Here is a 12599-nt window from a genome sequence, read left to right as displayed (position 1 = left end):
CCGGAAATGCCAGGGATCTCTGGAAGTCCGTTCAGAGTTTGGCGTCTAGCGAGGGATTGCTCAACCACTCGGTAATCATCTCTACCGTGCTTTCGCTGAGCGAGTCGACGGATCGACAGGTCGTGAGGCCGCGCCCCGATCTGGTATGCGAATGGAAACTGCCGACGAGCATGTTGCCATCGCGCAATTCGCCTGACATGTTCATCCACTTGGGGCCGGAGAGGCCACCTCCGCCGAGCGCATGAACATTGCTCACACGAAGGATCAGGCGCCGCCCGCTGTATTTTTCGATGTCGATACTGCGCGCTTCGAGCTTGGCACGCGGAGGGGTGTCGCCTTCATTGAAGGCTTTTACCAGGCGTGTGACCAGCGCCGTCTGGAAATGGCAGTCGATGCGCACGGTGTCGTTGATGGCATCGGCGTCACCGATCAGTACCTCTGCGCCCACGACGATCGTTTCATCTGGATGGAGGCCGGTACATGCTTCATCACAGGCCGGGAGCCGGGTTTGCGATATCCACTCGCCAGCGCTTTCGCCAAGGGATGTGCCGATCTGGGTCAGGGCGGAGCAGGCGGTCTGGCTGTCTTTGAAGGACTCTTCTTCATCGAAGTCCTGGGTGGCGAGGAGCTTGCCGCCTTGCGTGACGTTTGCCCGCACGCGTACGGTGTATTGGCTCTCTCGGGATGAGCGCTCGATGTCGAATCCGATCACTTGAATGGACAGCCGGGTGTCGCCGGCTGTTGGCGTTCCGCTCAAGGGGACGAGGGTTCCTTCGGAGTGGGCAATGGCGGCTTTTGCGATGCCGGGTTCCCAGGCACAGGCGGCGTTGTCAGGCAGTGCCGTGGGCAGATAGGTGATCGTGTCTTCGATCTGAACCGCGCTCCACGCAGAGCTGGCTGTGAGGACGCAGGTGATCGAAACCAGGAGATGACGGAGCAGGGACATGGTGAAGTTGATCGATAGGGAAAGCGTGTCAGCCAGAAAAGTCCGATGACAAACGCAAGAAACTACGCTCGGATGCGCATGGAGCCCTTTAACTGGGCTATCCAGTGGGCGGTGCGCTGTAAGTGTGTGCAATGCGCGCCTGGAATTCTACGAAATCGAGGTCAGTCATGGTGCGCGATGTGCCCCCCGCATTTCTGTGCGCACGGAGGCAGGCGTTGCCTTTTGCCTCTCCGATTCCTGAGCCCCGATGATCTGAGCTCGTTCATCGGGGCGTTCAGATCTCCCGCCCCTTGCGGATCGAGTTTGAGAGGCGGTTTATCGCCTCACTTTGCGCGAGGCGACGCGAGGATCTTTGGGATGGCGATGAAATCCGGCTGATGTTGCCGGAGGTGCTGGGCGATGAATTGGCGTGCTTTGATGCGCGGATGGCTGTGGGCCTGGGCAAGGGCGCAGGCTGCGCCCTGTGTGGTGCCCGTGCTTATTTCACCGACATGATCCGGATGATCGTTTCAAGATCCTGAGAGTTCTTGATGTATTTGTTGTAGGTCTTGATGGCCAGGGATTCGATGCCGGTCATCGAGATCTGCGAGCGGGTAACCACGGTTACGCCGGCTTTCTTGGCGGTCGTGAGTGCTGCACTTTCCTGATCCGTCCAGAGTTTGGTCATGTGGCCGCTGGCATCTTGCGCGCTCTGCCGGATTGCGTCTTGCTGCGCTGTGCTCAGCGTGCTCCAGATTTTTTTCGAGATCAGCAGCACTTCGGGCAGTAGCAGGTGCTCGTCCTGCATCAGCCAGGGGGTGATCTTGTGGTGCTCGGCCGCTACGAAGTTCACGGTGCCGCCATCCACACAGTCGAGCTCGCCGGCGCGCAGTGCTTCCGGAATCTTGTTGAAGGACATGGGTACTGGCGTGCCGCCCAGATTGCGGATCAGGTCTTCGAACACTGGGGATGGCAGAACGCGGATCTTGCGGCCGGCGAAATCGGCCTGCGAGCGGATCGGCTTCATGCAATAAAAGTTGCGCGGAGCGCTTTCGAAATACGCTAGGCGGATCAGGCCTTTCTGCTCCAGCTCCTGATCCAGACGCTGACCGAAGTCTCCCTTGAGCACCTTCCCCATGTGATCGCTGGAGCGGAAGAGATAGGGCAGGCTGGCGAGTGTGGCGGCGGATGATTGCTCGCTGAGCGCTCCAAGATTGAGTCGGGCAAGGGCCTGGGTGCCGTTTTGCAGGGCCAGTATCGCGTCACGCTCGCTGCCTGCTGAGCCATTGGCCTTTACCGTGACCGTGAGATCGCCTCGGGTGGCTTGCGTGAGCCGCTGGCCGAAAAACTCCAGCGTGCGAACAACCGGATGATCGGACGTTTGCTGATCAGACACGACCAGATTGACGGCTGCGCTGCCCGCTGAGGACCACGCCAGACTGAGGGTGAACAGGGTGATGGATGCAATTCGTTGCGTGGGGTTCATCCGTGTCTTTCTGTAAAGTTTTCAGGGGCTGGGGGATATGACTTGCCTTGTGTCTGGAAACTCTAGGTGAAGGTACGGAAGGCCATGAAAACAAAGGTTAATTCCGTCTGGAAAAATTGTTTCCTGCCCGCAGCGTAAAAGCCTGTTCGGCCGCTGGAAGTACGCAGGAATAAGGCTCAGGATCTGCCACGAGGAGACGGGCAGGGCGCGCAAACAGTTTTATGCTTGCGCACGTGCATGAGGCGCCCCTGCTCAGGGTGGCGTCTTCGATGCGGGAGCGATGGCTTGGAGGTAGGCTGCCGCGTGAGCGCCGGCAGCAGGTCCTGCATGACCATGGCTAGCAGCGTTTGCGCGCCGCTCTAAGTCCGGACATATCGCCTTGCTGCCGGCCTCAGCAGCCCTGAGATTGGGCGCGGGAGAGAAGCAGGAAGCGTTTGTCGCGCTCGCTCCACACCCAGTAGCTCACGAAGCTGTTGTTGTAGTGCGGGGCCCAGCTTATCTCGATGGCAGGTTCGCCATTGAGCATGTCCACCTGCAGGCGCAGGGCGGAGCCGTCGAGCGGGCCCGTCTGCTGCAGGGTCTGGCTCTTGCCCCGGAAATGCGCCCGCACCAGCACCGGCCCCTCCCACATGAACTGGCTGGATGAAGGCTCCGAGCCATTGGCGGCCAGGCGCGGCAGGTATTCGAAGCTGAAGCGGATCTTCTCGCCGTTGAGCATCAGCTGGCGATCGAACAGTTGCCGGGGCAGGCCTTCGCTTTCGGCGCTGGCGATGGCCTGGTTCCAGGCTTCCTCGGAGAGGTTGAGCGCTGCAAGGCCAAACTTGCCTTCAGGCAGGCGCCGCTGTTGGGAAGCATGGGTTTCCGTGCCTTCGTACTCTTCGATGCCTTGCGCGAAGCGCTGGATCGGATAGTCCGTATCCAGCCGGGCGTAGCCCAGTGAGTCGCCGAGCTTCAGCACGTATTCCACTTCGCCGGTGAGCCAGGTGCGTTTGAGCAGCAGATCGAGTTCGGAATCGCTGCGCAGGGCGCCGACCCACAACAGCTCTTGCCGCTCGAAGGCCATGCCATGCGCCGGCGGCACGAGGATGTGCTTTTCACCTTTCGCATCGGTGGCCACGAGTTGCAGGGAGCCCGCCAGGAGGGCGCCATCCTGGCGGCGCTGCGAGGGGGTGGAGAGCGACCAGAGTTTGCCATTGGCCTGCACTGAGGCCGCCCAGCGATCGTGCAGCAGGGCCGGTGCGCTCAGGGCTGAGGGGTAGCTGCCGGGCTTGAGCGCAGGGAGCTTCTCGTTGCCGCCAGTGCTCATCAGGCGGAAGGCCAGCAAGGCCGGTGCGGGCAGGGTGAGGGCGTGGCGGACCGGTGTGGTGGTCTGGGGCGTGGGGCCGGTCTTGCGTGCCACCAGTTGCCAGTCGGGCACGCGGGTTTTGTCCGTGCGGCTGAGGATCAGGTTCTGCCCCTCCAGCGATACGGCATACCACGCATCCTTGAGCTGCATCGGTGGCAGCGGCGGGTTTTCGGGGATGTCGACCACCAGTGCTTCGCCCGGTGTGCTCATGAGCAGCATGGGGGCTTCGGGCCGGGCCGAGATGCTGCCCGAGAGCAGCAGGGCGGCGAGGCCAAGCAGTGCGTGCAAGACGGGTTTCATCGTTCAAGGTCTCCGAGGAACAGCGCGCGGTATGGCAGGTGCGGCGGCATCTTCGCATGGCGTACACCTTGTGCCTGTACCTGCACCTGCGGCGCTAGACTTATGTAGTTGGCGACGGGGCCACCTTGTCGCCATGAGTTTCCTTGTGGCCTGGCGGTTGGGCAATCTCAGCCCTGAAGCTGGTCATTGGGTTGCGTCACGCTCGATTCTCGCACATATGATTTTTGCTCCTGTTCCTGGCCTGTTTTTCATTTTCCTAGCGCTGGTGTTGCCCGGTCTGTGCCTGATGGGCACGCTGGGTCTGATCCTGATTTTTGTGCTGAAACGGCGTACCGAAGCGGGGCGTGAGAGCCTTGCCCGGCATAAAGGCAAACTGATCGCGGCCGCGGTTCTGGTGGCACTGCTGGATTGTTTTTATGCCTTTGTTTTGCTTGATGGGTACAGGACTTATATCGAGATAAAAGAGCAGGCGCTCAACCGCGAGAAACGCGCTCATTTCACCTTGAGCCAGCCCGTTCAACATGGCGAGTTGCTGATGCCAAGGGGGACGCAGATCACTCGTTATGACGCGTTTGATAATGGAGAGCCTGAGCGGCCACAGAAACTCACGGGTTTGATCTCGGCACGCTTTCCGGAGCCGGTGCTGATTGCCGGTGCGTGGGCGATTGCTTTGCAGAGTGTGCAGGGAGAACTGGAATTGGCGCGCGATCAGGTCATTCAGGGGCAAGCCTGCAAAACGGGGCAGATCGCAAGGTTTGATGTGCCGCTGATCGAGTACGACATTGCGGCGGAGTTCGGTCAGGAGGTGCCCGATGGCCCGCTGGCGAGATTCAAGCCCAGCCAGTGGGTGTTCAGATCGTGTAATCCAGCGTAGTGGCCGTGCCATCCGCTTTGCTCCGGCAGGGCAGATTGGTGTGGCGATAAGCGCTGGCATGTAAAACGCAGCAGGTGACTGAAGTAGGGAGTGCTCATGGGTGGTGTAGTGGCGCTAGGCTTTCTGGCACTGTTCTTCAGCCTGACAGGGACGCTGGCTGCCTCCCTTCTTGAAAGCGCTTTCGGTTTTTCATTCTCGACCGAAATGGAAATTGCCTGGTGGGTGCTTGCGTATCTGCTTTTTGCCAGCCTGGTGACTTACCTGCACAAAAAAATCAGCCAGGCGAAAACCGGCTGGCCGGCGCGCATGCATGCGGGGCTGAGCAAGGGGTTGTGGTATTTGTTTGGAGTCTTCATGGCGGGCGCTGTTGTGCTGGATATTCATGGTTGCGTGGCGGCTACAGACGCCCGGATTTATCCGGAAGTGGTGGGCACCTGGTATGCCAGTGATTACATCGATCACGATTACGGCTCGGATTCCTACACCACACCTACAGCCCAGATCGCTCCGATCGTGCGGGATATCGAGACGGGGCGGACCTTGCATGCAAGCTGCCCGCACAAGAGCACGGATTGCTACGAGATCCGTCATAACGGTGGCCTGAAAGTCGACGATACCCGCTCATGGAGTGGCCGCCCGTTCTCGGTTCGCTATGCCCGCCTTTCCGTGCGCTCCAAACCTCTTGGTAAAACCCTCATTACGGGGCTGGAGTATTTGGATTTCGCTGAGTTGCCGGAAGCGGTCAAACAAAGCGCCATCCGCGAGCTGGTGTGCTCGACTTCTGTACTGACCGTGTGGCACATGGCCAAGCAGTTTCCGGCGTATCGACCACAAATCGAAGTGGCTTTCTCGGAAAAGGCTGATCGCTGCAAGCGTTGAGGTAGCTGTTTTCAGCCGGTAGGACTCAATGGGTAAAAGGCAGGCAAGACGCAGGCAGGCAAGACGCCAGATTATATTTGTCCGACAGTACAGCCTTCAGAATCAAGGTTTACCCGTCGTTAAGCCTGTTGTTAGCGACGAGCCTTACTTTTCAGAATGGTGAAAGGCTCTTGCTCCGATTACTTGACTGAAGAGCTCCAGGAGTAAGGCTGTGAAAAACATCAAGATTGGCATGCGTCTCATGCTCGCGTTCGGTGTAGTGCTTGCGCTTTTTGGGAGCGCTGCAATGCTCGCGGGTTTGAAGGGCGCTGAGATCCGTAATGGCGCCAATCTCGTGCAGCAGCAGGGTGTGGAGCGCTCACGCATGGCAGCTAGCCTGCTGTATGAAATCATGCGTTTCCGTATTGTTTCGCGTGATTTTCTGCTCAAGTCAGACGCGACGATTGGGCCGAAGATGCTCGAAGGCCTGGAGGCGATCAAGACCAAGCTGAAGCCTTTTGCCGAGGGGCCGGAAGTCGATATCAAGGAGGCTGCGGCGGCCATTCAGGCGAGCCTGGATGTACTCCAGCCATCCACGGCGGAGATCGTCAGGCAGGCCTCTGCGGGTGATCGCGAGGGGGCGCTGGCCACGATGGGCAAGGGTGGCCCCGCTGCAGGTGCGATGCAGGCTGCTGCAGACAAGCTGATTTCGACTGTGGAGACGCATGCTGCGGACATCACCGAATTACTGGTGGCGAATGCGCGCTCCAGCCAGTTGCTATTGCTGGTGGCTTTTACGCTGGCGGCGGTGGCCGCTGTGATCTGTGCGCTGCTGGTGACCCGTTCGATTACGGCACCTATCCAGGAGATGATAGGCCAGGCTGGCCGTTTGGCGGAGGGAGACCTCAGCGTGCGCATCCAGAGCAGCTCCAAAGATGAGGTTGGCCAGTTGCAATCGGCTTTTGCACGCATGACCTTCGCCATGAGCGAGGCCTTAGGGAACATTCGCGGCAGTACGACGCAGGTTGATGCGGCAGCCCATCAGCTTGAGGACACGGCCAGAGCCGTTCATAACAGTATCGAGACCCAGTCGGAGTCCGCCTCCGCAATGGCCGCTGCGCTGGAGGAGATGTCGACCAGCATTGATCACATCACCGATATTTCGCAGCAGGCTCGCCAGGCCTCAACCCAGGCACGTACCAAGGCCAATGAGGGAAGCAAGGACATCAATCGGATGGTGGCCCAGATCGATACGGTTGCCGACTCGATCAACCAGAGTTCGGATACGGCGCGTGCGCTTGGCCAGGAGTCGGAGCGCATCTCTTCGATCGTGCAGGTGATCAAGGAGTTGGCGGACCAGACCAATCTCTTGGCACTCAATGCGGCCATTGAGGCCGCGCGTGCTGGTGAACAGGGGCGCGGATTTGCGGTGGTGGCGGATGAGGTGCGGAAGCTGGCCGAGCGCACCACGAATTCCACGCAGGAGATCGGTGCAATGGTCACGGCTATCCAGTCCGGCTCCAGTCAGATGAGTCAGAAGCTGTTTGAAGCGGTTTCTTCTGTTCAGCGCGGTCTGGAAATGGCGCGCAACGCAGATCTTTTCATCCATGAGATCGAGCGGGAAGCGCAGTCTGTGCAGCAATCGATCGATGAGGTTTCCTCGGCGCTCCAGGAGCAGTCGGCTGCTAGCCGTGACATTGCCGGGAGGGTCGAGATCGTAGTTCGCATGGTCGATGAAAACACCGCGGCGGCCGCTTCGATGTCGCAGACTTCGAGTGATATGAAATCGCTGGCCAATGCGCTTCACGGCAGCGTGGATCGCTTCAAGCTGGCTTCACGCTGATCGGGTGAGGTCGTTGCTTGTGAGCTGAAAAGCCATGAGCCGCAGCCTGTTTGACGAGGGGTGTTGGCTGGCCTGAGTTGTCAGTCGCTTGGCACGCGCTGTATGAGCACGGCCTTGGCTTGTGCACGCGTGCGCTCCTATAAAGTGATGACTTATTCATGTCTTTTCCGCGGAGGAGAAGGACGTGCATTGCAACAGCATCTTCATGCGTTTTGTGTTGCTGGCCTGGTGCGCCAGCGTCAGCATGGGCGCTTCCGCTGAGAAGGCGTGTATTGGCGTGGTTCCTGCCGGTGGGGGCTACGCCTTTTGGGGGGAGGTTGGGCGTGGCGCGCGGCAGGCCGGGCTCGAGCTGGGCCTGGATATTTATTTCCGTGGCCCGTCTGATGAAAATAATCCGGATGCCCAGAAGGAAATTCTGGCGGTGATCGCGCAAAAACGCTGCAGCGCTTTGGTGCTGGCGCCGAATGTGCCTGAGCGCGCCAAGGAGGTTGCTCAACTGCGCTTGAACGGCGTGCCGACTGTTTATATCGACCGCAGTTTCGGAGGCAGTGAAGCTGCCGCGATAGTGGCAACAGATAACTATCTGGCGGGAGGCGTAGCCGGCAGGGAGATGGCCCGTATCCTCGGCAAGCATGGGAGGGTGGTCGTGTTTCGGATGAAGCGCGGGGTGACGTCGACAGACGATCGGGAACGAGGGTTCATGGCGGCAGTGAAAGCGGCGGGGCTTTCGGTTGTGCTCGACGAGTGGATCGGAAGCAATGTGGGCGAAGCGCGCACACGTTCAGAAAGCGCTCTTGAGCGTTTAAAACAACCCTTTGATGGCATCTTTACGCCGAATGAATCCACAACCCTGGCGACCCTCAGTTCGCTTCAGAAGGCGGGGCTGGCCGGCAAGGTGAGGCTTATTGGATTTGATATGAGCAAGGCATTCATTGATGCCTTGAACAAGGATCATTTGTACGGTGTGGTGGTGCAGCGGCCTTATCAAATGGGGTATCTGGGGGTCAGGATTGCCTACGCAGCAGCTTCAGGTAAGGCGCCCGAGCAGAATGTGATTGATCCCGGTATTTTCTTTGTAACGAGATCAACTCTGAACTCGCCTGGATTCGCGCAAGATCTTGAGCCCTTCCTGAAGCCTTAGTTCTGGCGCAAGGTTTTGGAGCGTTGATGCTATTGCCTCCTCTGAGCAGTGGCGTGCGTGAAAACTGGGCGTGTCTCACGAGTGAGCGCAATGCCAGCCAGCCGGAGTACGTGCTGAAGAAATGGCGTTCGCATGATTTTTCTGTTTAAGCCGGCATGGTCTGCTGTATTGCAGGCCATGCCGAAGAATGCGCCGGTAGGGCATCACTCCATTCTGCACCTGCGTGCATTGCTTGATGTGATGCTCCGTGCACTCCAGCGTCGAGCTATTCAGTCTGTTACATGAAGTGATCGGGCTGACGCAGATACTTGCTTGGCAAGTGTTCAAACGCCGGGCCAGCGCCTCGAAGGCGCTGCGCCGCTTGATCCAACGCTTGAGCGCTGCGCTAACACCCCACTTCTGACCTGAGACGTACATCGTGCAACCCTCAGGCACGTCGGCACCACGATAGTCGCGATCCACAAACGCCTGTTTCGGGCGAATCCCGGTGAGGGTTTCGAGCTGTTCGAGTTGTTCGCCAAGTGTGTGGCCGTCTTAGGGCATGTGTGAAATGAAGTAAAAACCTCGTTGCCGGGCTTTTTTTGCCCTCTTTGTTTGATCTTGTCGCTAGTTTGTTTTTAAGGGCCAGTAATCAGCCTCAAGCTTCCGTGGCACTTGTCGATTTCAAGATGACACGCTTTTCTCATCCTGATATTTCGCGAGCTCTGTCATGACCATAGCCAAGAAACTGATTTTGCTGGCCTGCTGCGCCGGCTTTGCCTTGTTGATAGTTAGCCTGGTGGGGATTCAGTCTTCGGTGAAGCAAGCGAAGGCGATCAGTACGATCAACAGCCGTTCCATTCCGGGGCTTGATCTGATGCACACCGTGCGTTCAGAACAGCAGCAGATAGCTCTGGGACTCTTCAGGTTCACCCTGGCGCAGGATGCTGCTGCCAAGGAGTCCATCCTGAGAGATCTTGAAACACTGAAGGGAAGTATCCGCAAGAATTTCGACAGCTATGAGGCCATGGTTCGTACTGAAAAGGGCAGAGCGTTGTATGAGGCGGAGAAGGGTTTGCTTGGCGAGTATCTGGGCATGCTCTCTACCTACCTTGAGCGGGCACGTACCTCCGGGACGGATGCTCAAATGGCGGGGCCGATGGGTAGCAAACGGGCAGAGCTTTCTAAACTGCTGGATGAGCATCTGGGGCTGGGTATGAAGACGGCTGAGGCAGAGTCCGCCTCGGCATTGGCGAATGCAGACCGTAGCGTTGTGATCTCCATCATGACCAGCATCGTGGCGGTGCTGGTGGTGGGTTGGATGAGTTACTCGGTTATCCAGGGAATCAATATCTCGCTGACAGACATCCAGCGAACGATGACCCGGATAGAAGGCGATCTGGATTTCACTTCGCGGGCCAATGTGAGAGGGGCCGACGAGATTGCACGCGTTTCGCAGGGCCTGAACCGCTTGGTTGACAAGCTTGCCCAGAGCTTCCGCAGTATTGCGGAGCAGACACACCGTATTGGACAGGCTTCGGGTCAGATGAATTTGAGTGCAGAGCAAGGTGCATTGGCTGCCCGGAAGCAGAGTGATGCGGCTTCAAGCATGGCAGCCGGAATCGAAGAGATGACCGTGAGCATCAACCATGTCGGAGACCGGGCTGGGGAGGCGCGTGATCTCTCGCGCGAAGCCGGACAGGTTGCACGAGAGGGGATTGATGTCATTAATGAGACTGTGAATGACATCAATTCGATCGCTCAGTACGTCAACCATGTAGCGAGCAGCATCACCGAGCTTGAGGCGCACGGGAACAAGATCTCCAGCATTGTGCTGGTGATCCGCGAAGTAGCTGATCAGACTAATCTGCTGGCGCTGAATGCTGCCATTGAGGCTGCGCGTGCCGGTGAGCAGGGGCGTGGTTTTGCGGTCGTTGCCGATGAGGTACGCAAGCTTGCCGAGCGAACCGCGGGCTCGACGGCGGAGATTTCGTCCATGGTTGAATCGATTCGCATGCTGTCTCAGGATGCAGCCAAGCGCATGAAGGAGGCGGTCGCAATGGTGGATAACGGAGTGCTGCGTGCTGGCGTGGCTTGCGACGCCATCAACAGGATTCATGCGAGCAGCCGTGGTGTGCTGGATATGTCTGAAGAAATCTCGAGTGCTATCCGGGAGCAAGGCAGCACCAGCAATAATATTGCCGGGCATGTGGAACGGATTGCGCAAATGGCAGAGGAGAGCAGCGAGACGGCACAGGGGAGCGCTCGGATTGCGAATGAGCTGGATCAGTTAGCCCGGACGATGCAGGGGGTGGTCGCCCGCTACAAGGTTTGAATTTGCCCCGATTTTCGGTAGCCAGTCTTGCCTGGAGTGCTTTGCGCAAGGGTGGGGCTGGCGCTGTCTGGAAGCTGGTCTTGTGTTGTTGGGGCCTACGCGCACAGCCGCGGGTGTGTGATTTGGCGCGGCGGACAAGAAAATTAACAAGCGCTTGAGCTGCTTTCAGCATTTGCCCTGAAATTGTGATTGTTCGGCCACTTAAAATGCCTCGACAGTCTCGCTCACAAGGCTTATTTCGGGCGTCCCCATGCTTTGCGACGTAGATGCCCCAGCTCAACTGGACAACGCATGCTCTCGCTTGACTCTCCTACTCTCCTGATGACGCAGGCAATCGTGCAGTGGCTGCTGGCAGCCTTGCTGATGTGTGAGCGACACAGTCATGCCAGCGCGCGGTTCTGGTCTTTAGCGCTGATCATGCATGGCACAGGCAACCTGCTCCTGTTCCTGCGCCCGTTGATGCCGCATCTGGCTGCAATCCTTCTGTACAACGGCTGTGCTGCGTGTGCGTTTTCTGTTTCCCATCTGGCTTTCGGACGCCTGGTCGATCAGGCCGTTCCCCGCTGGGTGATGCTTGCCCCGGTATTGCTGATCTGTGTCTTGATGCTGATCTTTATTGATGACATTGCCATGCGAGTCATCGTTACCAGTATTGTTTACGGTAGCCAGGTTGTGCTGATCAGCTTGATGCTCAGGCGTGGTACCTGGCCCCCCGGCTCATTGCTGCAAAGATGGTTGGTCATCAGTTCGGCGCTTTTTGCTCTGTGCTTTTTCGTGCGTGCTTTGCTGTGCTGGCTGGATCCTGCACCGTTCACACAATTACTCGGTAAGAGCCCGATTCAGGCCATTTTGATTCTGGGCGGGCTTGCTTACGGCATCATGTGCACGCTGGTGATCCTGTTGGCCAAGCTGGAGTGGCTCAATCAGGATCTTCTTCGGAAAGCAATGCTGGATAGCCTAACTGGTGTGCTGAATCGTGGCGCATTCACTGACATGGGTACGCAGGCACTCAAGCACGGGAAATTCCCGATCAGCGTGCTCATGATTGATGTCGATCATTTCAAGCAGATCAATGATCGACATGGTCACGCTATCGGAGATCAGGCGTTGAGGCTGTGTGCCGAAGCTTTGCAGGCCACCTTGCGCACGGGTGACATTCTGGGGCGGATTGGCGGAGAAGAGTTTTGCCTGGTTCTGATCAATACGGATAAAGCGCAGGCACAGACGATTGCGGAGCGTTTGCGGGCGGCGGTCGAGGCTATTCCTCTTGTGGACAATCTGGAGACCACATTGACGATCAGCATAGGCTTGATCACGGCGCCCAAGCCTGAAAAGCTCGAATCTTTGATGCAGCATGCCGATGCGGCACTCTATGTCGCCAAGGCGACAGGCCGTAATCGGGTTGTCTGTGCGCACGAGGATTCTGGCGTTGAGACTTTGAACCCGGTGCCGGTTGCAATGCAACCTTGATGGGTTGCGAGCCCCATTAGGTCCGGTTCAGGGTATGGCACGC

Annotated in this window: 10 protein-coding genes; 7 read left to right on the top strand and 3 right to left on the bottom strand. The window is 58.2% G+C overall.

Annotated features, from left to right (window positions below; genetic code table 11):
- Window positions 1–31: 31 nt before the first annotated feature.
- From C0V76_RS04435 to C0V76_RS04425, 3 genes are all read right to left on the bottom strand, one after another.
- Window positions 32–946 carry a hypothetical protein gene (locus C0V76_RS04435; RefSeq protein WP_101941179.1) on the bottom strand — a complete coding sequence of 305 codons (915 nt, stop codon included), beginning with the start codon at window positions 944–946 and terminating at the stop codon, window positions 32–34.
- Between the two features lie 478 nt (window positions 947–1424).
- A complete protein-coding gene (gene dctP, locus C0V76_RS04430) occupies window positions 1425–2411 on the bottom strand; it encodes a TRAP transporter substrate-binding protein DctP (protein WP_101941178.1) in 987 nt (328 codons plus the stop codon).
- Between the two features lie 391 nt (window positions 2412–2802).
- A complete protein-coding gene (locus C0V76_RS04425) occupies window positions 2803–4056 on the bottom strand; it encodes a hypothetical protein (RefSeq protein ID WP_101941177.1) in 1254 nt (417 codons plus the stop codon).
- Window positions 4057–4189: 133 nt separating this feature from the next.
- Between C0V76_RS04425 and C0V76_RS04420 the strand changes: the two genes are divergently transcribed.
- From C0V76_RS04420 to C0V76_RS04395, 7 genes are all read left to right on the top strand, one after another.
- Window positions 4190–4930, top strand: a complete 741-nt coding sequence (locus tag C0V76_RS04420; protein WP_101941176.1) for a hypothetical protein — start codon at window positions 4190–4192, stop codon at window positions 4928–4930.
- A gap of 96 nt (window positions 4931–5026) precedes the next feature.
- A complete protein-coding gene (locus C0V76_RS04415; RefSeq protein ID WP_101941175.1) occupies window positions 5027–5809 on the top strand; it encodes a hypothetical protein in 783 nt (260 codons plus the stop codon).
- A gap of 211 nt (window positions 5810–6020) precedes the next feature.
- A complete protein-coding gene (locus C0V76_RS04410; protein WP_101941174.1) occupies window positions 6021–7631 on the top strand; it encodes a methyl-accepting chemotaxis protein in 1611 nt (536 codons plus the stop codon).
- A 184-nt stretch (window positions 7632–7815) separates the two neighbouring features.
- Window positions 7816–8772, top strand: coding sequence for a substrate-binding domain-containing protein (locus tag C0V76_RS04405; RefSeq protein WP_216821655.1), 957 nt, complete (start codon window positions 7816–7818; stop codon window positions 8770–8772).
- A 26-nt stretch (window positions 8773–8798) separates the two neighbouring features.
- The gene (locus C0V76_RS20320) at window positions 8799–8921 is read left to right on the top strand and encodes a hypothetical protein (protein WP_256376395.1); all 123 of its coding nucleotides are present in this window, start codon (window positions 8799–8801) and stop codon (window positions 8919–8921) included.
- A gap of 560 nt (window positions 8922–9481) precedes the next feature.
- Window positions 9482–11086 carry a methyl-accepting chemotaxis protein gene (locus C0V76_RS04400; protein ID WP_101941172.1) on the top strand — a complete coding sequence of 535 codons (1605 nt, stop codon included), beginning with the start codon at window positions 9482–9484 and terminating at the stop codon, window positions 11084–11086.
- A 291-nt stretch (window positions 11087–11377) separates the two neighbouring features.
- The gene (locus tag C0V76_RS04395) at window positions 11378–12556 is read left to right on the top strand and encodes a GGDEF domain-containing protein (RefSeq protein ID WP_101941171.1); all 1179 of its coding nucleotides are present in this window, start codon (window positions 11378–11380) and stop codon (window positions 12554–12556) included.
- The last annotated feature ends 43 nt before the right edge of the window (window positions 12557–12599 follow it).

Origin of the sequence: Uliginosibacterium sp. TH139, assembly GCF_002855595.1 — a bacterium.
Classification (GTDB): domain Bacteria; phylum Pseudomonadota; class Gammaproteobacteria; order Burkholderiales; family Rhodocyclaceae; genus Uliginosibacterium; species Uliginosibacterium aquaticum.
Note: the sequence above shows the minus strand (reverse complement) of the source record. Positions and strands in the feature narration are given on the sequence as shown.

Coding starts and splice junctions, on each gene's coding strand:
- C0V76_RS04435 (WP_101941179.1), bottom strand. CDS start 946: ATGTCCCTGCTCCGTCATCTCCTGGTTTCGATCACCTGCGTCCTCACA.
- dctP (WP_101941178.1), bottom strand. CDS start 2,411: ATGAACCCCACGCAACGAATTGCATCCATCACCCTGTTCACCCTCAGT.
- C0V76_RS04425 (WP_101941177.1), bottom strand. CDS start 4,056: ATGAAACCCGTCTTGCACGCACTGCTTGGCCTCGCCGCCCTGCTGCTC.
- C0V76_RS04420 (WP_101941176.1), top strand. CDS start 4,190: ATGAGTTTCCTTGTGGCCTGGCGGTTGGGCAATCTCAGCCCTGAAGCT.
- C0V76_RS04415 (WP_101941175.1), top strand. CDS start 5,027: ATGGGTGGTGTAGTGGCGCTAGGCTTTCTGGCACTGTTCTTCAGCCTG.
- C0V76_RS20320 (WP_256376395.1), top strand. CDS start 8,799: ATGCTATTGCCTCCTCTGAGCAGTGGCGTGCGTGAAAACTGGGCGTGT.
- C0V76_RS04400 (WP_101941172.1), top strand. CDS start 9,482: ATGACCATAGCCAAGAAACTGATTTTGCTGGCCTGCTGCGCCGGCTTT.
- C0V76_RS04395 (WP_101941171.1), top strand. CDS start 11,378: ATGCTCTCGCTTGACTCTCCTACTCTCCTGATGACGCAGGCAATCGTG.